The following is a 19,983-nucleotide window of genomic DNA, read 5'->3' on the forward strand; positions in this document are numbered from 1 at the left end:
GCACCGACCAACCGGCGAGAACGCAATGCCGGGGCGGGGCGCTGTACCGTGCGCCGTCTACCGCAGTCGGGGTGCGCCGAGGTGAACGGTGTCGCAGAACACCGGGGTCACATTCCGGCCGTGTGGGTCGGTGATCTGCACGGTAGCGCCATAGTCGGTGGGCGCGGGGTGCGGCGGCACCACCTCGATGCGTGGGTCGTCGTCGACCGGTATGGAGCAGGAACCGTCAGGGGCAGGGGACGCAGGGTAGAAGAGCGGGAAGTCGACCGCGTTGCCGGGATCCAGCATCAGGCGGACCGGCGCCTTCGCTTTCGGCTCCGACCAGACGGCCGGCCCTTTGCCCGCGTAAGCGTGAAGCTCCGGATAGCCGTTGAAGGCGCAGGACGCGGTGCTGGTGTTGGTCGCGCTCAGCAGGGCCGTCGGCGCCTTGCTCGACTTGTCGGCGAGGCGCGTCAGTCTCCATCGCAGCTGCTTGGTGCCGCATGCGGCACCTGGTCGGACGCCTGCCGAGGTCGAGGGCGACACGGTCGTCTGTGACGGTTCGACGGTCGGCGCCGTTGTCCGTGACGGCCCGGTGGTCGGCTGCGCGGCAACACGGTGTTCTGGACCGCAGGCTGCAGCAGCCACAACCACCCCCAGGCTGATCGCGCAGACTGCCGCTGTTCGCCGTGCCATGAGTACATCCCCCTGGCGGAGCACCCCTGCAAAGGCCGTGTGCCCCCGCTTCCGACTCCCGGACAGGGAGATGCACACGCCTCCCGGAAGGTTCCCAAGGCTGATTCCCCACGCCCATGCCTGAGCCATCTTCCGACCACCACGGCCCCCATGACAGGGCAGTGCCCGCGAGAAGCGCTCCCGCATCGCACAATCCCTTGGGGATTCACGCAATAGCGGCCAGACCTCTCGGCCGAGTGAGCCCGGCCAGGGTGTACTCGACGCCGAACCGGCGGCGCACGATCTCGGCGATCCGGGCTGGCGTCCAGCACTGGTCACTCCAGCCGAAGGCGGCCGGACCGGCATCCAACGCCGTTTCCAGAACGCGCAGTTGTCCCGGATCGAGCTTGCAGCGGGCACCGCCAGGACCCTTGGAGGCCAGAACATGCCGACCACCGGACCAGACGTGTTCGCGTACTTCGGCCCGGGCGGTGCGGACCGCCGGCCAACCTAACCTCGGGCTTTCACGAGGTGGTCTGTCCGAGGCTTGATCACAAACGCGAGAAGTGCTCCTGACCTGGAACGATAGGACTTGTCGAGGGTCCAGATCGTGCCGTGGAAAGAAGCACTTCTCAGGTGAAGAAGCATATCGGGTCGTACCCGCGTGTCCGCGTTGAGGGCAGCGGTCGTGGAGTGGTCTCGCAGGCCGGGACCGTGCTGCTGGTGGAGACAGTCCGCAAGACGGGCCTGGATACTGCGATATCGGCGGCTCTGGCACCCTGGCGCAAGCCGCGGGCGGTGCACGATCCCGGCAAGATCCTGCTGGATGTGGCGCTCGCGGTCGCCCTCGGTGGCGACTGCCTGGCCGACATCGGCATGCTGCGGGCCGAGCCGGCCGTGTTCGGGCCGGTGGCCTCGGACCCGACAGTCTCCCGGCTGATCGACACGCTCGCAGCGGGCGGCCAACGCGCCCTGAACGCGATCCGCAGTGCCCGGTCCCAAGTGCGTCAACATGTATGGAAGTTGGCCGGGTAGACGGCGCCGGATGCGACCGGTTCTGTGACCGTGGACCTGGACGGCGTCCTGGTGATCGCGCACTCCGACAAGGAAGACACGGCTGCGACCTGGAAGAAGACCTTCGGCCACCACCCGCTGATGGGCTTCGTCGACCACGGGACGGGCGGGTCCGGCGAGCCTGTGGCCGGTCTGCTCAGACCCGGAAACGCCGGCAGCAACACCGCCGCCGATCACATCACGACCACCCAACTGGCCCTGGCCCAGCTGCCCAAGTCCTATCGGCGCGGGCGCCGGACGCTGATCCGCACCGACTCCGCGGGCGGCACCCACGAGTTCGTGGCCTGGCTCGCGAAACGCGGACGGTGGCTGTCGTATTCGGTCGGCATGACCATCACCGACGCAATTCACCAGGCCGTACTCAAGGTGCCGCTCGCGGCATGGACGCCGGCCGTCGAGCCCGACGGAGAGATCCGCGACGGGGCCTGGGTGGCCGAACTCACCGGCGGCATGCTCGACGGCTGGCCGAAGGGCATGCGGCTGATCGTCCGGAAGGAACGACCGCACCCCGGCGCCCAGTTGAGGATCACGGATGCCGACGGCATGCGGATCACGTGCTTCGCCACCAACACCACCGGCCGGCCCATCGCCGAGCTCGAACTCCGCCACCGCCTGCGGGCACGGGCCGAGGACCGCGTCCGGGCTGCCCGCGCGACCGGCCTGCGGAACCTGCCCCTGCACGACACCGCGCAAAACAGGGTCTGGCTGGAGATCGTTCAGATCGCACTCGACCTGCTGGCCTGGATGCCGATGCTTGCACTGAATGGCCAGGCCCGGCTCTGGGAGCCCAAGAGACTCCGTCTGCGGCTGTTCTCCGCCGCCGCCCACCTCGTGAACACCGGCCGTCGGCGCTGGCTCCGCCTGTCCGCCCGATGGCCCTGGACCGACGTCATCACCCACGGCAATCAACAGGCTCCACGCTCTGCCGAACCCGGGCTGACCAGCCACTTCGACCGTCCCAACAACCCGCACCACCACACCGGTGAAGTGGTACCCGGCGCCCACCCGACCCGACAGCCGGGCCCTCAGCCTGCCCCAGCCCCGAAAAGACCGCACCCGACGAACGCAGAGTTCCCGCCAGCAAACTCACGGGGACTCATGAACGATCGAGGCTAGTGCTCTGACCGCGAAGGTTCACCGGGTTGCCGTTCGCGGTGCGGGACTTGCGCGCGGTTGGATGTGTGCCGACATCCAATCTGGTGCGTGGAGGCGCGGTGGCAGAGCCGGTCAAGGTCCGCAGACTGACCGACCAGGAAGGGCAGAGGCTTCAGCAGATTGTGCGCCGGGGCAGCACCAGTACGGTGCGCTACCGGCGCGCGATGATGATCCTGGCCTCGGCCGGAGGTAACCGGGTTCCGGTGATCGCCCAGCTGATCCAAGCCGACGAGGACACGGTGCGCGATGTGATCCACCGGTTCAACGAGATCGGCCTGGCCTGCTTGGACCCTCAGTGGGCGGGAGGCCGTCCCCGCCTGCTCAGCCCTGACGACGAGGACTTCGTCATCCAGACGGCCACCACCCGCCCCCGCACACTCGACCAGCCCTTCACCCGCTGGTCCATCCGCAAACTCGCCGCCTATCTGCGCAAAGTCCACGGCAGGGTGATCCGCATCGGCCGTGAGGCTCTGCGAATGCTACTGGCCCGCCGCGGGGTCACCTTCCAGCGCACCAAGACGTGGAAGGAGTCAACCGACCCCGCCCGCGACGCCAAGCTCGACCGGATCGAGCACGTCCTGGAGCACTTCCCGGACCGCACGTTCGCCTTCGATGAGTTCGGCCCGCTGGGCATCCGGCCCACCGCAGGATCCTGCTGGGCCCAACGCAGCCGGCCCGACCGGCTGCCGGCGACTTACCACCGCGCCCACGGCGTCACCTATTTCCACGGCTGCTACTCCGTCGGTGACGACACCCTGTGGGGCGTCAACCGCCGCCGCAAAGGCACGGCCAACACCCTCACGGCCCTGAAGTCGATCCGGGCAGCCCCCCCGACGGCGCCCCGATCTACATCATCCTGGACAACCTCTCCGCCCACACGGGCAACAAGATCCGCCGCTGGGCGAAGAAGAACAAGGTCGAACTGTGCTTCACCCCGACCAACGCCTCCTGGGCCAACCCGATCGAAGCGCACTTCGGACCGCTGCGGCAGTTCACCCTTGCCAACTCCCACCACCCCAACCACACCGTCCAGACCCGCGAGCTGCACCGTTACCTGCGCTGGCGCAACACCCATGCCCGCCACCCCGACGTGCTGGCCGCCCAACGCCGCGAACGCTCCCGGATCCGCAGCGAGAAGGGCATCCGCTGGGGAGGACGGCCCCTGGCCCCAGCGGCCTGATCGTCACGGCGCCCCGGTCATAGCGGCAGACAGCCGCGCTGTCGATCACCTGACACGTGCGGCGATGGCCCGTGCGCACTCCATCGACTCGGCATGCGTGGTGTCCACCTCCAGGTCATAGACCACGCCTCGGTGGACCACATCCGCCTGGGACACGGCCATCCCGATGACCCGATCGCCTCGTGCGACCTCACGGCCTGCGGCAACCGCACTGTCACACCGGACGCCGACCCACAGCACCCGCAGGTCACGCAAAGTCTTCTGCCACCGCTGCTGCGAGTCCGCTCCGCCGAGGAAGACCTCATCGACGATGACCCGGGCGCCCGCACGGGCCATCGCGGCGACTCCCTCGATCCATGCCGCTTCCAGCGTCCGGAACTCCGGCCCGACGACCACCTCTCCGTCCGGAGCGAACTCGATCCCCGCATCCGACGCCTGCATGGACGCTGGCATCGCGTCAACCAGCGTGTCGGTCCCGAGAGCCAGCCACGGATCCGGCAGGACCGCCTGCAGACACCGGGCGATCCCGGACTTCCCGGAGCTGGAACCACCGTTGAGAACGATCACCTCAGTCATCACCGCGCCACAGTAGAGGCACCGCAGCAACCCCCGAAACGGATTTCCGCGAACGCTGCCGCCTCCTACAACCCGGTGAACCTTCCCGGTCAGAGCACTAGATGATCGATTCCAAGGGGTAGTTGCGGCTGCGGGTGACCGATGAGCCTTGCTGATTCCTGTGACCGGCGCCCTTCGTGGTGACAGTCAGGTCCGGTTGACGGGCCTCGTATGGGGACAGCCGACGGGAGTAGATTCTGGCCCTGAATGCAGGCACAGATAAGGAGCGCGGCCAGTGACCAGCGACAATCGCATAGGACCGCCCAGTTTTGGAAGCGAACGCGACGTGCTGCGGGCTTTTCTCGACTACCATCGCGCGACCCTCGCCATGAAGTGCGAAGGGCTTACCGACGAGGAATTGCGGCAGCAGTCGATGCCGCCGTCCACGCTTTCGCTACTCGGTCTGGTGCGGCACATGGCGGAGGTGGAGTGTGCTTGGTTCCGTCGAGTGTTCGAGGACAACGACGCTCCCATGGTCTGGTCCGACAAGATCGACTTCCAGGCGGCCTACGACGCGAGCGCGTCGACCAGGGACGAGGCGTTCGTAGCCTGGGAGGCCGAGGTGGAGAACTCCCGCCGTATCGAGCGGGAGGCCGAGTCCCTGGACCAGGCCGGGTATCAGCCAAGATGGGGTGAGGAGGTATCGCTGCGGATGGTGATGGTGCACGTGCTCCTGGAGTACGGCCGCCACAACGGGCACGCGGACTTTCTGCGTGAGGGTGTCGACGGGACTGTGGGCGCCTGAGTCCGCAGGAGCCACCGGTCTCCCATTGCTGATCCATTCCAGAGAATCGCCCGCGCGGCTGGAAGGAGGGGTGAACAACAGTCGCATTTTTCATCAGTAGTTATCTGCCTTCATCAGTCTTTATCATGGTTGCGTGAAGCTTTCCGAGTGGGCGGCGCGCAACGGCGTGCACTACCAGACCGCGTGGGCCTGGGCGAAGGAGGGGCGTATGCCGGTCCCTGTCGTGCAGACGCCGTCCGGTATGTGGCTGGTCGAAGAGTCCGCTCCCGAGGTCGTTGGGCGGACGGTGGCGTACTGCCGTGTTTCGTCCGGCGACCAGAAGGCGGATCTTGACCGGCAGGTCTCCCGTGTCGTCCAGGGAGCAGGCGGGCTGGGGCTCGCCGTTGCCGAGGTTGTGACCGAGGTCGGGTCGGGATTGAACGGGAATCGGCGCAAAGCTGCACCGTGTCCTGTCGGACCCGGCCGTTGCCGTCATCGTCGTGGAGCATCGCGACCGGCTGGCCCGTTTCGGTGTCGAGCAGCTGGAATCGGCACTGTCGGCTTCCGGCCGGCGCTGGTGGTACTCGATCCGCAGGAGACGACCAGCGACCTGGTCCGGGACATCACCGAAGTCCTCACCTCGATGTGTGCCCGACTGTATGGGCAGCGAGCGGCGAAGAACCGGGCCGCACGCGCTATCGCCGAGGCCACCCCCCGGCGGCGGAGACGACCGGGTGAGCGGGGCGGAGCCTGCCGGGAACGGGAAGAAGAAGCGCCGGGGGTTCGAGGCGCGGCCCGGCTTCCACGTCGTGGGCCACAGGCTCGCCCTCGATCCCAACGCGTCCGCCCTGCAGGCTCTGGCCTCGCATTGCGGGGCGGCGCGGGTCGCCTACAACTGGGCGGTGCGGCATGTGCTGGCGAGTTGGTCGCAGCGCGCAGCGGAGGAGACCTACGGCGTCCCCGAGGCAGAGCGCGTTGCGTGGCGGTCGTGGTCGCTGCCGTCGTTGCGGAAGGCGTTCAACGAGGCCAAACACACCGACCCGTTCCTGCGGGAGTGGTGGGCACAGAACTCGAAGGAGGCCTACAACACCGGCCTCGCGAACGCTGCCGCCGCGTTCGACAACTACGCCAAGTCCCGGCGCGGCGAGCGCAAGGGCGCCCGGATGGGCAGACCCCGTTTCAAGTCGAAGCGGAAGGCTCGTCCGGCGTGCAAGTTCACCACCGGCACCATCCGCCTCGATGACCGGCGGCATATCGTCCTGCCCCGCCTCGGCGGATCCGCCTCCACAGGACGTCCAGCCCCTCGTGGACGCGATCGCCGAAGGCGGGAGGCGGATTCTGTCGGTGACGGTGCGGTTCGAGCGGGGCCGCTGGTTCGCGGTCCTGCAGACCGAGGAACGCCACACCATCGCTCCTGCCATCCGCCCGGCACGGCGGTCGGGATCGACCTCGGCGTCAAGACTCTCCTTGTCATGGCGGACTCGGCCGGCGAGGTCCGCGAGGTCGCGAACCCCAAACACTACGACCAGGCACTCACGCAGCTCTGGAAGGCCTCCCGGACCGTCTCCCGCCGACGCGGCCCCAACCGGCGCACCGGACAGGCCCCGTCCCGTCGCTGGGAGAAAGCCAACGCGGTCCGTAACCGGGTGCACCACCGGGTGGCGAACCTGCGGGAGAACCATCTCCACCAGGCCACGGCGCGTATCCCCGCCGAGTACGGCACCGTCGTGGTCGAGGACCTCAACGTGAAAGGCATGGTCCGCAACCGGCGTCTGTCCCGCCGTATCTCCGACGCGGCGTTCGGGGAACTGCGGCGCCAGCTCACCTACAAGACCCAGCGCCACGGTGGACGTCTTGTCGTCGCCGACCGTTGGATGCCCTCCTCGAAGACCTGCTCCCGCTGCGGTGTGGTGAAAGCCAAACTGCCCCTCGGCGTGCGCGTCTTCGAGTGCGACGCCTGCGGACTCGTCCTGGACCGGACGCGAACGCAGGCCACAACCTGGCCGCCCTCGCGGCGGCCAACGGTAAAACGGGTACCGGAGTGACCGGAGACCCGGGCCCCCTGGTGGTGGTGCCGAAGCCTCGTGGAGCCAACCAGAAGACCCGCACCGCCCGAACCCGCAAGGGGACCGGCACGCGGGCAGCTGGCGCAACACCCCGCCAGGGGACGGAAACGAGAGATCGTCGACAGGACACCAGGCGCGAGCAACTCGCGCTCTGGTGACACCGTCACGAACCTTCCGGGCGGAAACACCCGGAATACTGAGAGTCGCTGAGACTCGAAGCAACGGCGTTGTTGTCCATGCGTGTTCATCCTGCGCGGCCTGGCGATCCGGGCCGGATCGGCCCGTACCGGGTCATCGGCCAGCTGGGTTCGGGCGGTATGGGAACGGTGCATGCGGCCCTGGATCCCGGCGGGCGGCGGGTGGCGGTCAAGGTCGTCCACCCGGCGCAGGCCGGCGACGAGGAGTTCCGGGCGCGGTTCAAGCGGGAAGTCGAGGTGTCCCGGCGGGTCACGGGGCCCTGTCTGGTGCCCCTGCTTGCCGCGACCCCGGCGCGGATGTTCCCTGGCTGGCCACCGCGTACGTGCCCGGCCTCACGCTCGGCGAGCACATCGCCGCGCACGGCCCGCTGTCCGGGGCACGGCTGTACGCGCTGGCGGTCGGGACCGCGGCCGCGCTGGCAGCCGTCCACGCAGCCGGGGTGGTGCACCGCGATGTGAAGCCGGGGAACGTCATCCTGGCACCGGACGGACCACGGGTGCTGGACTTCGGCATCGCCCACGCCCTGGACGGCACCTCGGTGACCCGGACCGGCGTGATGACCGGCACCGCGGGCTGGATCAGCCCGGAGGGCTACCGCACCGGCGCTACAGGTTCGGCCGGGGACGTCTTCGCCTGGGGAGCACTGGTCGCCTACGCCGCCACCGGACGGCTGCCGTTCGGAACCGGTGCACCGGACGCGGTCGCGGCCCGGGTGATGTCCGGCGACCCCGACCTGGCCGGGATCCCCGACGACCTCCTGGCCCTGGTGACGTCCGCACTGGCCAAAACCCCTGAGGAGCGGCCTACGGCCGCGGCGCTGGCCGGGCAATGCACAGTGCTTCTCGCCGCCCAGAGCACTCAGGTCCTGCAGCCGGGGGCCGCGGCGCCGACCCTGGCGGGTGACCTGGTGGCGGCCGGGTGGGAGGGTCTACCGGCGGCCGAGGACGACCCGGCCTGGACCCTGGCCCGGCGCCGGTTCGCCCGCCGTCGCTCCGGACTCGTTGCCGCGGCTGCTGTCACCGGGTTCGCCGTGGCCGCCGCCAGCACCTACCTGATCGCAGAACAGAACCGGGACGGGCAGCGGGGCACCACGCGGGCCGGGGCGGGCACGACGGCCTCCGCCACGGTCTCCCCCGGCCAACGTTCCGGAGCGGTGATCGCCTCTCAGGGAGCGGCGACCGCCTCCCCTACAGCAGGCGCCCCGAAAGCCGGGCAAGAGAAGAAGACCCCGGCGGCGACCGTGTCTGCCACGTGCCTGCCAGTCACCTACAAGATGTCCACGGGCACGGCGGTCTGCGAGTCCAAGAAGGACATCTGCGCCGTCGGGTCCCCGTACTACGTCAAGGACATCAACAGCCTGTGCGGTGGCCCGCCCGCCCTGCAGAGGGTGAACATCATCTCCGAGCCGTCCACCGGCGGAGATCCAGGTGTTTTCTACTGCGTGGCCTGGACCGGCAGCGCCAGCGACACCTCTCGTGACGCCGTGCTGCTGATGAACGCACCCGGCTACCAGTGCGGCGCCGACCTGGCGGCCCCTCCGGCACCGGGATGCGCTGGGGGGCGCGATCGTCTTTTACGACACGAGCAGCACTGCACAGCCCTGTACCCCGGAACCCGCCTGACCTACCCCGCCGTTCTGGACTACAGCAGCCTCGGCGACCAGGAGTCCCCAAGTATGTCTGCCTCACCGAACACGTCGGCGCCTGACCGAGCACCTGCTCAGCGTGTGTTTGGGGGCTCGTTACAGCGAGGCCAGCCACGCCCGCTCAAGGGGGAGCCGGGCGCAGCCGTTGGGGCAGCGGCCGTCTTGGGGGTCGAGGGGGTCTACGCCAAAGACGTGCAGGCAGTCCGTGCACATCCGGACGTCAACGTAGCTGCATCTGTTGAGTCTGGCCGTGTCCGGCTGTCCCTGCGTGCGTGAGCAGGGGAGAGGGTTGGTTGCCTCAGCTTGCGCCGATCCTCGGGCAGGCCGGGGGGTGCGGTGCATGCGGTGCTTAGAAGCCGTTGTCTTTCCGAGCTTGAGGACTGCATTTCCGCTGGTCAGGCATGGGGGCGGCGGTTCCGTTGCAGTGGTGACCTGTTGTGTCGTCGCTCCAGTGGAGGTCAGGAATGCCGTCGGTCGTTGGACTGCTGGAACAGCGCGAGTGCGCCGCTCGCCGTCGTGTGGACGAACTGCGGGAGGAGGCCGATCGGATCCAGGCCGAGTTGTCCGTGGCCGAGCACGATTGGAACGAGTGGGTCATCGCTCGCTTGCGTGTCCGCGAGGTACTGGCCCCAGGCGAGGGTGACGTCGCCGGTCCTGATATCGCTTTGGACCTGCCGAATGGCGGTGAACAGCCGTTGCCCGCAGGGGCTTTGGAACCAGCGAAGTCGAAGTCGATGGTGCCGATGTGGCGTGCGGGGCTGGCCTGGTCGGCGCTGTCGGTGGACTACCAACGCATCCTGCGAGTCCTTGCCGACCGCGACCGACTTGGTCAGGGTTCGCTTTCCTGCCAGGAGATGGCCGTCTGCTTCGGCCTGGAGGTCGTGCCGGCAAAGGTGGAAGCGTTGCGGTCGAAGGCGAAGCGGATGGTGGCCCGGGGGTGGCTGGTCGAGCCGGTGCCGGGTCGGTTCACGCTCTCGCAGGCCGTGGCCGGACAAGGCGAGGGACTGTGAACGGCGACCTCAGACCCGCAGGGTTTCTCCCTGGGGGTCGTAGCAGACGAGCCCGTGCTCGCGTGCCAGGGCAGCCGCATACTCGGAGACTTCCTCCGCTCTGCTATAGGACATGAGCAGATAGACGATCGGGCCCGATGCCTCGCCCATGACGGGCGGTGACGCCCAGGGACTGCCGGCGACATCATCTGGATACCGCTCGACGAGTGCCTCGACATAGGTCTCGATGCGCGGCGAGAGCTCGGCGATCACGTCTTCAGAATCGAGGTAGCGCTCGTAAAGCGCGTCGAAGACAGCGCCGGCTTCGTCGCCGCGCGGCAGCTCTCCATCCCACACGGCCAGGTCGTAGCTCATGTGCGAATGATCTCAGGTGCCCACCTGGCCTGTGCCAAAAGCCCCGGCGCCGGAGGGGTTCACACCCGCGAGGGGCGTGGCCGGGCAAGGCGGCGGGTCATGAGCAGGGTCATCGACCAGTAGATCATCGCTTCGGCGCTGGAGGTGCGGCGCTCGAAGTCACGCACCAGGCGGCGGGTGCGCATCAGGTGGGCGAAGAACCGCTCGACGATCCACCGCTTGGGCAGGACCACGAAACCGCGCATGTCGTCACTGCGTTTGACGACCGCGATGACCAGAGCAAGCGCGGTCAGGCAGCGCTTGATCAGGCTGCCGGTGTAGCCGCCATCAGCCCAGACCAGCTCCAACCGATGGTGCGCGTCGACGACCCGCGCGAGCAGGGTCTGCGCGGCGGCGCGGTCGCCGGTGTCCGCGGGGGTGACCTGCACGGCGAGTAGCAGGCCGAGGGTGTCAACGACGGCGTGGCGCTTGCGGCCGTTGATCAGCTTTCCGCCGTCGAAGCCGCGGCTGTCGGCGCCGACGACTGCGTCCGCCTTGACCGACTGGGAGTCGATCACGCCCGCGCTCGGCTCCGGATCCCGGCCCGCCTTTTCGCGGACCCTGCCGCGCAGCCGGTCGTGGAACTCGGTGACCAGGCCGTGGTCGCGCCAGCGGCGGAAGAAGGCGTAGACCCCGGTCCCACGGCGGGAAATCGGACGGCATCGCCCGCCATTTGGTTCCGTTGTCGACCAGGTAGCGCACCGCGTCCAACATCGCCCGGTGGCAGTACGCCTCCGGCTGGCCGCCGCGTCCCTGCAGCCAGCCCGGCACCGGCAGCAGCGGACGGACTACGGCCCACTCCGCGTCCGTCATGTCAGTGGGATAGCGCCGCTCGCGCGTGCCGTTGTCCGCGGCGTTCCCGAACCGGTGCGCGAGGCAGTCACACGACGGGGTGACCGAACTGGACCCGACTGGCCCGAGGGCGTACAAATGCGGCAACAGGGCTCCCTGGACAGCTTGTTGGCGTAGACACCACCCCAGCTACCAAGGGGCCCTGTTCTCCATGCCCGACACTCGCCGCGATCACCCGAACGAGACTCCCGTTCGACCAACACCGCTCAAGATCGGAACGACAACAGCCACTTAGATGTGAGTTTGTGCAATGTGCCCTATTTGTCACGCCGTGGGTGGTCAGGGCGGTTGTTGTTCGGGGTCCGGTACGAGGAGCCAGCGGGCGGCGTTCGCGTAGCGGATGGCGGATCCCGTTGCTGCCTCGCCTCTCGGGTGTAGCCCGGTGGCGGTCCGGCGTACCGCCGCGCATGCCCGCCGCGGCGGCGGGTACGACCCCTCCCGTACGGGGACGTCGCGGAAGCGGCCGAGGAGCGAGGGGTGTCGGAAGTGATTCGAAAGCTGCAGGCGGTCGCGCTGGACTGCGCTGATCCGGTACGGCTCGCTGAGTTCTACGCGGATCTGCTCGGCGGCCGGGTGGTCGCGGACCCTGAGGATCCCGACTGGGTCGAGGTGCACGGGTTCGAGGGGACGCCGCTCGCCTGCCAGCGGGTGGACGGCTACCGACCGCCCGAATGGCCCGGTCAGCAGCGCCCGCAGCAGCTTCACCTGGACTTCGACGTGGACGACCTCGAGGGGGAGGAGAAGCGGGCCCTCACCCTCGGCGCGACCATGCTGGAGCGGACGGACCAGCTCCGCCCGGAGGCCAACTGGCGGGTCTACGCGGACCCGGCCGGCCATCCGTTCTGCCTCTGCCTCCACTGAGTCCACCGGACCACAACAGCCACTGAGGCGGCGTCAGGATCAGCCGTCGGGCGGGGTTCTCGACCCCGCGTTCGATCTGCCAGGTGCATCCCAGCGCCACGGCCAGCACCAGCGCGTCGAAGACGGTGTGGTGGGTTTGCGCCGTGGGTTTGTGCAATGTGCACACAGGCCATCTCATTTGGCTTGTTCGGTAACCGGTCGGGTGGGGATCGTTGAATGAGATGACGTGGTGAGCGAGTTGCACGGGTAGTGGCTCTTGCAATCGGTCACCAGTGACGGGCGGCTCCGTCCCTTAGGTTTCGCCCCATGGCCTCATCCGCCGATCCTGAACACCGAGCTGCCGAGGCGCGGCCGCGCCTGGTGACCCGCCCGCTCCTGTTGCGCTTTGTGACGGTCGTCGGCTCCTCGGCGAGCTTCTACCTGCTGCTGTCGGTCGTCCCGGCGTACGCGCAGAGCGCGCCGGGCGGGGGCAGCGACAAGGCGGGCCTGGTCACCGGTGCGCTGATGCTGGCCACGGTGGCTGGCGAGCTGATAGCCCCAGGGCTGGCCGCACGCTGCGGCTATCGCGTGATGCTGGGGGCGGGGTTGTTGTTGCTGGGTGCTCCGGCACTGGCCCTGACCGTGTCGCAGAGTATGGCGTGCGTCGTGGCGGTGTGCCTTGTCCGGGGGCTCGGCTTCGCGTTCACCTTGGTGGCGGGTGGGGCGCTGACGGCGTCACTGATCCCGCCCGAACGCCGCGGGGAGGGGCTGGCACTGATCGGCGTCATGGCCGGCGTGCCGTCGCTGGTGGGCCTGCCACTCGGGGCCTGGCTGGCATTGCACACGGGGTACGGGCCCGTCTGCTCGGTGGCGGCACTGATCGCTCTGGTCTCCATCGCCGCCGTCCCGGGCCTGCCCGGCCGGGAAGCGGCGTCGGGGCCGCCCCTGGGGATCTTCGCTGGGGCCCGTTCCGGCACGCTCGGCCGTCCCACGGCCGTGTTCGCGGTGACGGCAGTGGGCGCGGGGATCGTCGTCACCTTTCTGCCACTGGCCTTGGCGCCGGGCAATTCCGGCGTGGTCGCCGCGGCTCTCTTCGTGCAACCGGCCGCCGCGACCGCATCCCTGGTTCGCCGGTCGGCGCGCCGACCGCCGCGGTGCCGCCGGCCTGGTCGTGCCGGGGCTGGTCGCCTCAGCCGTCGGCATCCTCGTCGTTGCCCGCACGGGCGTCCCCGTCGCGGTCGTCGTGGGTGCGGCCGTGTTCGGGGCCGGCTTCGGCATCACCCAGAGCGCAACCATCACGCTGATGTACTCCCGGGTCCCGGCCTCCGGGTACGGGACGGTGAGCGCCCTGTGGAATGTCGCCTATGACGCGGGTATGGGCATCGGCGCGGTCGGCTTCGGCACGGTGGCCGGATTGACCGGCTACCCCTGGGCATTCGTCCTGACCGCGCTCCTGATGCTGACAGCCCTCGTCCCGGCCTGGTGGGACCAAACGGCAGCGTGCAAACAACGTGCGACGACCAGGGGGGATCGGGCGGTGACGGAGGAGGAGCAAGGGTGAGCGATTGCCTGCACCCTCATCCATTACCGCAGACTCGCCGAATGAGATGACTTGTTATTCGTCGCGACGTGGGTGGTCAGGGCGGTTGTTGTTCGGGGTCCGGTTCGAGGATTGAGCGGGCGGCGTTCGCGTAGCGGATGGCGGTGGCCGTGCTGATGCCGAAGACGGCGGCCAGGTGGAGTGGGTCGGGCCCGCGGTCGAGAGCTTCGGCGAGCCAGCGGTCTGCTCGCAAGCGGTCGAGGGTGGCGTTGTGGCCGCGGAACAGGGTGGAGAGGAAATAGTCCGTCACGGGGCGGGTGTCGTAGGCGGTGCGGGTTGACACCAGCAGGTGGGGGTTGTCGGTGTCTGGCCAGCGTGTCCTGCGATGGTGCAGGTAGTCGCCCAGGACCTTGAGGGTGAGGTCATCGAGTCGCCGGTGGCGTCCTGCGACGGTGATGAGGCGGTCGCCGAGGTTCACGTCGTCGAGCTGGAGTGCACGGATGTCGCCGGGACGACCAGAGCGAATGCCTCGGGACCCGCACGCAACAGCACGGAAACGGCATCATCGGGGAGTACCTCGCCCGACGCCTTCACTTCGGGATTGCGCAGCCGGGCTCGTTCCACGCAGGAAGCGATGATGTCAGAGTTATTGAGAATCGAGACAGGAGCGTGATCTTTCGTGCAGTGGAGTTCGCGCGGCGGGGCTATTTGGCCTGACGCTTTGGGTATTTCGGCACGGTGTCAGTGGTGTCTGGGACCGTGTGCGTCGTGGATGAACTCGTGGAACGTGTCGATGCTCAGGACCGAGTGTTGGGAGTGGTCAGCCGGAGGGAGGCCGTCCGGGAGGGTTGGCTGCACCGTGTTGGCGTGGTCGTGTGCCGTGATAGGCAGGGTCGCTTTCTCGTCCATCGGCGTGCCGAGCAGCTGTCCCGGTTCCCAGGGCACTACGAACTCGGTGTCGGGGGCGCTGCGGGCGTTGGCGAGTCTTATGAGCAGGCGGCTGCCCGCGAGCTCAGTGAGGAGCTGGGGGCGCAGGCGACGGTGTGCCTTCGGTTCAAGTTCCTCAACCGGGTTGGGCTCAGCCCTCACTGGCTTGGGGCGTGCGATGCCATGCTTCCGAAGGTCGTCGCCCCCGATCCGGGAGAGGTGGCCTGGCACGGGTGGCTGACCGAGTCCGAGCTGCGGCGGGCCCTGCAGCAGTGGACCTTCACTCCTGATAGTCAGGAGATTTTCGATCGGTATTCTGCACGTCGCGCTGACCCGGCGTCTCTCGCGGAGAGGGTGTTCGTGAGCTGGGTCAGGGGAATGAAGCCGCTGGTCGTTCCGAGCTCCCTGGGGGTGGGGCCCGCCGGGGTGGGGGTGTCGGCGAGCTTGTCGGCCAGGGCCGAGATGGCGTCGAGGTCCCCGGCGAGGGCGTCGCGCTCGTCCTCGGTGAGGTCGAGTTGTTCCAGCATCTCGGTGATGCCGTCCTTGACTGCTTGAAGGAGTGACACGGGCCCGGCATGGTCCCGGTAGGGCGGTGCCTACCGGGCGGACGCCGCGGACCCCGGGGGACTGGAGGGCTGCCATGACCACTTCAGGGAAGGGGGCGGGTGGACGCACTGACAACATCGCAGGCCAGGGTCCTCTTGGACGCCGACGGGGTGATCATCGAGTGGAGCGGGGAAGCCGAGGCGTTGCTCGGTCACCGGCGCGAGCCCTGGCCGACCGCCAGCTCACCAGCTGGGGACTGTCCGAGCTCGCCTTCACCACGGAGTTGATCGTCAGCGAGCTGGTCACCAACGCCATCCGGTACGCCCCGGGCACCATCCAGGTACGGCTTATCCGGGACCGCGCGCTGATCTGCGAGGTGACCGACGGCAGTAGCGCCGCCCCTCACCTGCGCCACCCGCGGACCACCGACGAGGGCGGCCGCGGGCTCCTGCTCGTCGCCCAGCTCACCGACCGCTGGGGCACCCGCCACACCCGCCGCGGCAAGACCATCTGGACCGAACAACCGCTGCCCACGCATCCGGACGGCACCGTGCCTGTCGCCCCGGACATCTGATCACCGGGTTTCGACCGGCAGGCCGGGCAGTCGGCCTTGGAGGCGCTGCACCGGGCGTCCGTCGCGGCGCCGGCGCTGTACACCGGGCCGATCGAGTTGTCGGCCGGTGCGGCCGCGTGCCATCTGCGGGAGCCGCTGGGGCGCCCGGCGCTGGCCGTCAGGGGCAGCGCGCGTGCTCGCCTGAGATGTCACGGCCTCTGCGGCACGACCGCGACCGGGCACTGGGCGTGGTGCAGAAGTGTGTGACTGACGCGTCCGAGCTGGAGCCCGAAGTGGCCTGTCCTGGGCCGGGCCCCGATGACCACGAGGTCAGCGGCTGCCGATCGGTCCACGAGGATCTTGCCGGCCGGCCCCTCGATCGTCGTACGGTGCGTCCGTACCCGGGGATGCTCGGCGATCGCTTCTGCGAGCACGGCGTCGAGCAGTGCGGAGGCCTCCTCTTCGGGAGTGTTCGCCGCTTCCTCGGGAGGACGACTCAGGTGGGCGGGACTGCGCCAGGCCCGGACCACGTCCAGGACGCAACCGCGCACCTCGGCCTCGCGGAAGGCGAACCGCACGGTCTCGGCGGTGGTGTCGGCGTCCCCCAGGCCAAGCAGTATCCGCTCATGTGTTCCGGCCATGCCCGCTCGATCGCCTCGGACCACTATCACCGGACAACGGGCCCTGCCCGCCACGGCCAGACCGACCGACCCGAGAAGCATTCCTTTGAGCTGACCGCGACCGCGCGACCCCGTCACCAGCGCGGACGCACCATCACCCTCGCGCACGAGGGCGACTGCCGCCTCCTCCGCGAGGATGTCGGTGGTGACCTTCACGTCAGGGTTGCGCCGCTCGGCGCGCTCCGCCCCGGAAGCTACGATGTGCTCCGCCAGCACCTGCTCGGAGGGGCGCGTCAGGCCGATGGACGGCAGGGCACCCTCGTATCGCTCCCAGAGGGAGGCGTAGACGAGCCTGAGGGGAACCCCGTGGCGGACTGCCTCGTCCACGGCCCAGTCGAGGGCAAGCAGACTCGAGTCCGATCCGTCGATGCCTACAACCAGAGGGAGTGTCATCGTCCCCACCGCCTTTCTTGGGACTTACAGCGCATGGGACCGACTTCAACCGTTGCACCCTCTCTCGCCGGGGCACGAGGGGCCCTTCGGCCCCTTCCGGGGCCCATAGGTCCATGGCTCGTCCATCCCCGCCACGGCCGCTCACGGTAGAGGCGCACCGCCAGACGTCTGCCGCTGGTGGTTCCCTTCGCGGGCCTGAAGTACGGAGGCGGAGGTGCGCTCGATCAATTCGGAGAGGGCCGACCGCACCGGGTCGCTCAGTCCCGTGCCGAGTTCGACATCGGCCACCTCAACGGCGTGCACGACGACCTTCCGCGGGAGCAGGTCGAGGGCTTCCGCCAGAGCGAGGCATTCCCCCAGCCCCAGGGCGTGTGTGCTCGCCGTACCAGTCCCGCGGCCGGCCGCCTCCGTCGCTGTCAGGGTGTGCAGCGCGCCCGGCCTGGCCGGATGTAGACGGAGGGCTTCCACCACGACCGCGGTGTCCGCTCCGCGCCACAGTTCGAGCATCCGGCCGGGTTCGCCGTCGCTGACCGCCAGCACGACGTCCTCGGGGACCCTGCCCCGCAAGGCCTCCACCACCGCCGGACCCGCCCCGTCGTCACCGCGAGGGGGTTGCCCACGCCGATCACCACGACCCGGCCGGTCATGCGCGTTCCACGGTCAGATCGAGGAAGTGGGCGGCGCAGGAGATGCAGGGGTCGTGATTGCGGATGGCCCGCTCGCACAAGCGAATGAGCTCCTCGTCGTCGGCTGCGGCTCCGAGCCTGTCCAGGCGTGCCTGGACGGCCCGGCGTACGTCCTCCTCGATGGCCGTCTGGTTCTGTGCCGTGGGCGGGATGATGCGGGCCGAGGTGAGCGTGCCGTCCTCGGCAAGGGCGTAGCGGTGGTACAGCAGCCCGCGGGGTGCCTCGGTCGCTCCGGCGCCCACCGCCTTCCGCGGGAGGACGTCGAGAGCCGACCGCGACGGTTGTTCGTAGCCCTCGATGATCCTCAGGGCTTCCTCGACGGCCTGCACCACCTCCACGGCGCGTACGACGATGCTTCGGAAGGGGTTGTCGCAGATGTCCCCGGCCAGGGGATCGCCCAGCCCGGCGTCCCTGGCGGCTTGGGCCGCCACCGGGTGGAGCCACCGGCCGTTGATCGCGTAGCGGGCCAGTGGGCCGGTCAGGTAGCGGCGGCCGTCGAGCGCGGCGGTCAGAGCGGTGCTGTGCGGCACCTGCTCTTCGTGCACGTGCTGTTCGAGGTCGGACACGGGGAACTCGCGCAGCGCAGGGGTTCGGCCGTGGGCGGTGATGGCCGTTGGTGTGCCGGAGTCGATGGCGTAGCGGCCGGGGTCGCGCAGTGCGAGCAGGTCGTGATCGCTTGCCGCGTCGGGGAAGTCGAACGCCGCCACCCAGCGGACGGTTTCCAGTGCGTCGTCGCGGGCCTGCCGCAACCGTTCGGCCAACGGACGGAGTTCCTCGGGCGCCGGTGTGCGGTAGAAGCCGCCGACGCGGACGTTGACCGGGTGGATGGGGCGTCCGCCCAGTTGTTCGAGGATCGCGTTGCCGGTCTGTTTGATCCGCAGGCCGCGCTCGACGGCCGCCCGCTGGTCGCGGGCGAGTTCGATGGCATCGGCCCGGCCGAGGAAGTCGGGGGCGTGCAGCAGGTAGATGTGCAGGGTGTGGCTCTCGATCCATTCGCCGCAGTACAGCAGGCGGCGCAGCTCCGCGAGAGGCCCGTCCACGGTGACACCGCAGGCGTTCTCGATCGCCTGGCAGGCGCTCATCTGGTAGGCGACCGGGCAGATTCCGCAGATGCGGGCGGTGATGTCCGGTGGCTCGGTGTGGCCCCGGCCGATCAGGAAGGCCTCGAAGAACCGGGGTGGTTCGTAGATGCGCAGCCGCGCCTCGGTGACCGTCTCCTCCTGTACGCGCAGGTGCAGGGCGGCTTCGCCTTCCACCCGGGCCAGTGCGTCCAGCCGCAGGACGCGGGTTCCGCGATGGCTCATGCGGGCCTTTCCGGGTCGGTTTCTGTTCCTGCCCGAGGGGTGTCCTGCTCCTCGGCGGCGAGATCGGCTACGGGGGCATATTCCGGCGACGCGGCGTTGAAGGTGCGGAAGACACGCAGGATGTCCGCCTCGCTCATTCCGTCGCGGCGCAGCTGCGCGACCATGGAGCGCAGGTTGGGCCGCTCGGCCGGTCCGAAGCAGCCGTAGCACCCGCGTCCGTAGGCGGGGCAGATGGCACCGCACCCGGCATGGGTGACCGGGCCCAGGCAGGGGGTGCCGTGGGCCACTGTGACGCAGGTGGTGCCGCGCCTCTTGCACTCGAAGCAGACGCTGTGGCTGGGGATCTGGGGTTTGCGTCCGGACAGGTGGGCGGTGATGACTTCGAGGAGCTGGCGGCGGTCGATGGGGCAGCCCCGGAGTTCGAAATCGACCGGTACGTGTGCCGAGATCGGGGTCGAGGTCTCCAGGGTGGCGATGTAGTCCGGGCGGGCATAGACCGCCGCGCGGAATGCGTCGACGTCTCCGAAGTTGCGCAGTGCCTGGATGCCGCCCGCGGTGGCGCAGGCTCCGATGGTCACCATGCGCCGGGAGATGCGCCGGATGTGTTGGATTCGCTCGGCGTCCTCGGCCGTGGTGATCGAGCCCTCGACCAGGGAGAGGTCGTACGGACCCCGTCCGGACAGCTCCGCGCGCCCCCCGCTGGGACCCTCGGTGGCGGACATCTCCAGGAAGTGCTCGATGCGTACCTGCTCGGTGAGGCCGAGCAGTTCGTCCTCGCAGTCGAGCAGGGTCAGCTGGCAGCCGTCGCAGGACGCGAACTTCCATACGGCGAGCGTGGGCCGACGGTCCGGGTTCGCTCGTCGGCGGGCGGCGTCTCCCAGATCGGTGTCCGCCGCTCGGGCGGTGGACCGTCCTGGGGCGCCGGCCAGTCCTCGGTCGGATTCCATC

The 19,983-nt window shown here is 69.1% G+C and carries 16 protein-coding genes and 8 pseudogenes; 12 read left to right on the top strand and 12 right to left on the bottom strand.

Annotated elements, in window-relative coordinates:
* Nucleotides 1–57: 57 nt before the first annotated feature.
* Both SMIR_RS39990 and SMIR_RS45090 read right to left on the bottom strand, forming a co-directional pair.
* Nucleotides 58–525 (bottom strand): DUF4232 domain-containing protein, encoded by a 468-nt coding sequence (locus SMIR_RS39990; protein WP_168488282.1) that lies wholly within the window; start codon nucleotides 523–525, stop codon nucleotides 58–60.
* Nucleotides 526–913: 388 nt separating this feature from the next.
* Nucleotides 914–1,120, bottom strand: a pseudogene (locus tag SMIR_RS45090) (winged helix-turn-helix domain-containing protein); the annotation flags it as partial.
* A 170-nt stretch (nucleotides 1,121–1,290) separates the two neighbouring features.
* Between SMIR_RS45090 and SMIR_RS40000 the strand changes: the two are divergent.
* A pseudogene (locus tag SMIR_RS40000) lies at nucleotides 1,291–2,668 on the top strand (IS1380 family transposase).
* Nucleotides 2,669–2,942: 274 nt separating this feature from the next.
* Nucleotides 2,943–4,063: pseudogene (locus tag SMIR_RS40005) on the top strand (IS630 family transposase).
* A 45-nt stretch (nucleotides 4,064–4,108) separates the two neighbouring features.
* Here SMIR_RS40005 and cpt read toward each other — a convergent pair.
* Nucleotides 4,109–4,639, bottom strand: coding sequence for a chloramphenicol phosphotransferase CPT (gene cpt, locus SMIR_RS40010; RefSeq protein ID WP_168499318.1), 531 nt, complete (start codon nucleotides 4,637–4,639; stop codon nucleotides 4,109–4,111).
* A 274-nt stretch (nucleotides 4,640–4,913) separates the two neighbouring features.
* On the opposite strand from cpt, the gene SMIR_RS40015 reads away from it, so the two are divergent.
* The 5 genes and pseudogenes from SMIR_RS40015 to SMIR_RS40035 all read left to right on the top strand — a co-directional run bounded on the left by SMIR_RS40015 (nucleotide 4,914) and on the right by SMIR_RS40035 (nucleotide 10,321).
* A complete protein-coding gene (locus SMIR_RS40015) occupies nucleotides 4,914–5,423 on the top strand; it encodes a DinB family protein (RefSeq protein ID WP_212728189.1) in 510 nt (169 codons plus the stop codon).
* 133 nt (nucleotides 5,424–5,556) lie between these two features.
* Nucleotides 5,557–6,102 (top strand): annotated as a pseudogene (locus tag SMIR_RS40020) (IS607 family transposase); the annotation flags it as partial.
* 34 nt (nucleotides 6,103–6,136) lie between these two features.
* The gene (gene tnpB, locus SMIR_RS40025) at nucleotides 6,137–7,447 is read left to right on the top strand and encodes an IS607 family element RNA-guided endonuclease TnpB (protein WP_249938582.1); all 1,311 of its coding nucleotides are present in this window, start codon (nucleotides 6,137–6,139) and stop codon (nucleotides 7,445–7,447) included.
* 541 nt (nucleotides 7,448–7,988) lie between these two features.
* Complete coding sequence (locus tag SMIR_RS44730) at nucleotides 7,989–9,587, top strand: serine/threonine protein kinase (RefSeq protein WP_349636920.1); 1,599 nt, start codon at nucleotides 7,989–7,991, stop codon at nucleotides 9,585–9,587.
* 188 nt (nucleotides 9,588–9,775) lie between these two features.
* Entirely contained in the window at nucleotides 9,776–10,321 is a 546-nt protein-coding gene (locus tag SMIR_RS40035; RefSeq protein ID WP_212728115.1) for a hypothetical protein, read from the top strand.
* Between the two features lie 9 nt (nucleotides 10,322–10,330).
* Here SMIR_RS40035 and SMIR_RS40040 read toward each other — a convergent pair whose 3' ends face one another.
* The 3 genes and pseudogenes from SMIR_RS40040 to SMIR_RS44060 form a co-directional block, all read right to left on the bottom strand.
* On the bottom strand, nucleotides 10,331–10,675 hold the full coding sequence (locus SMIR_RS40040) for a hypothetical protein (protein ID WP_168486692.1): 345 nt from the start codon (nucleotides 10,673–10,675) through the stop codon (nucleotides 10,331–10,333).
* A gap of 59 nt (nucleotides 10,676–10,734) precedes the next feature.
* Nucleotides 10,735–11,367 carry an IS5 family transposase gene (locus SMIR_RS44055; RefSeq protein WP_349636931.1) on the bottom strand — a complete coding sequence of 211 codons (633 nt, stop codon included), beginning with the start codon at nucleotides 11,365–11,367 and terminating at the stop codon, nucleotides 10,735–10,737.
* Between the two features lie 43 nt (nucleotides 11,368–11,410).
* Nucleotides 11,411–11,527, bottom strand: a pseudogene (locus SMIR_RS44060) (IS5 family transposase); the annotation flags it as partial.
* A gap of 525 nt (nucleotides 11,528–12,052) precedes the next feature.
* Between SMIR_RS44060 and SMIR_RS40050 the strand changes: the two are divergent.
* The 3 genes and pseudogenes from SMIR_RS40050 to SMIR_RS44070 all read left to right on the top strand — a co-directional run bounded on the left by SMIR_RS40050 (nucleotide 12,053) and on the right by SMIR_RS44070 (nucleotide 13,967).
* Nucleotides 12,053–12,427, top strand: a complete 375-nt coding sequence (locus SMIR_RS40050; RefSeq protein WP_212728498.1) for a VOC family protein — start codon at nucleotides 12,053–12,055, stop codon at nucleotides 12,425–12,427.
* 306 nt (nucleotides 12,428–12,733) lie between these two features.
* Nucleotides 12,734–13,492 (top strand): annotated as a pseudogene (locus SMIR_RS44065) (MFS transporter); the annotation flags it as partial.
* Nucleotides 13,493–13,577: 85 nt separating this feature from the next.
* Nucleotides 13,578–13,967 carry an MFS transporter gene (locus tag SMIR_RS44070; RefSeq protein ID WP_249938583.1) on the top strand — a complete coding sequence of 130 codons (390 nt, stop codon included), beginning with the start codon at nucleotides 13,578–13,580 and terminating at the stop codon, nucleotides 13,965–13,967.
* 76 nt (nucleotides 13,968–14,043) lie between these two features.
* On the opposite strand, the gene SMIR_RS40060 is transcribed toward SMIR_RS44070, so the two are convergent.
* Nucleotides 14,044–14,424, bottom strand: a complete 381-nt coding sequence (locus SMIR_RS40060) for a hypothetical protein (RefSeq protein WP_212728190.1) — start codon at nucleotides 14,422–14,424, stop codon at nucleotides 14,044–14,046.
* A 302-nt stretch (nucleotides 14,425–14,726) separates the two neighbouring features.
* Between SMIR_RS40060 and SMIR_RS40065 the strand changes: the two are divergent.
* Nucleotides 14,727–15,200: pseudogene (locus tag SMIR_RS40065) on the top strand (NUDIX domain-containing protein); the annotation flags it as partial.
* Here SMIR_RS40065 and SMIR_RS40070 read toward each other — a convergent pair.
* A complete protein-coding gene (locus SMIR_RS40070) occupies nucleotides 15,167–15,439 on the bottom strand; it encodes a hypothetical protein (RefSeq protein WP_212728520.1) in 273 nt (90 codons plus the stop codon). The pseudogene SMIR_RS40065 and the gene SMIR_RS40070 overlap by 34 nt on opposite strands.
* A gap of 197 nt (nucleotides 15,440–15,636) precedes the next feature.
* On the opposite strand from SMIR_RS40070, the pseudogene SMIR_RS40075 reads away from it, so the two are divergent.
* Nucleotides 15,637–15,993: pseudogene (locus tag SMIR_RS40075) on the top strand (ATP-binding protein); the annotation flags it as partial.
* Nucleotides 15,994–16,181: 188 nt separating this feature from the next.
* On the opposite strand, the gene SMIR_RS40080 reads toward SMIR_RS40075, so the two are convergent.
* The 4 genes from SMIR_RS40080 to SMIR_RS40095 form a co-directional block, all read right to left on the bottom strand.
* Nucleotides 16,182–17,045 (bottom strand): universal stress protein, encoded by an 864-nt coding sequence (locus tag SMIR_RS40080; protein ID WP_212728192.1) that lies wholly within the window; start codon nucleotides 17,043–17,045, stop codon nucleotides 16,182–16,184.
* Nucleotides 17,046–17,186: 141 nt separating this feature from the next.
* Nucleotides 17,187–17,612, bottom strand: a complete 426-nt coding sequence (locus SMIR_RS40085) for a hydrogenase maturation protease (RefSeq protein WP_249938584.1) — start codon at nucleotides 17,610–17,612, stop codon at nucleotides 17,187–17,189.
* Between the two features lie 76 nt (nucleotides 17,613–17,688).
* Complete coding sequence (locus SMIR_RS40090; RefSeq protein ID WP_212728193.1) at nucleotides 17,689–19,035, bottom strand: Ni/Fe hydrogenase subunit alpha; 1,347 nt, start codon at nucleotides 19,033–19,035, stop codon at nucleotides 17,689–17,691.
* Nucleotides 19,032–19,982 carry an NADH-quinone oxidoreductase subunit B family protein gene (locus SMIR_RS40095; RefSeq protein ID WP_168488268.1) on the bottom strand — a complete coding sequence of 317 codons (951 nt, stop codon included), beginning with the start codon at nucleotides 19,980–19,982 and terminating at the stop codon, nucleotides 19,032–19,034. The genes SMIR_RS40090 and SMIR_RS40095 overlap by 4 nt, the downstream gene beginning before the upstream one ends.
* Nucleotide 19,983: the final 1 nt, after the last annotated feature.

The sequence above is a fragment of the Streptomyces mirabilis genome (assembly GCF_018310535.1).
Taxonomy (GTDB): domain Bacteria; phylum Actinomycetota; class Actinomycetes; order Streptomycetales; family Streptomycetaceae; genus Streptomyces.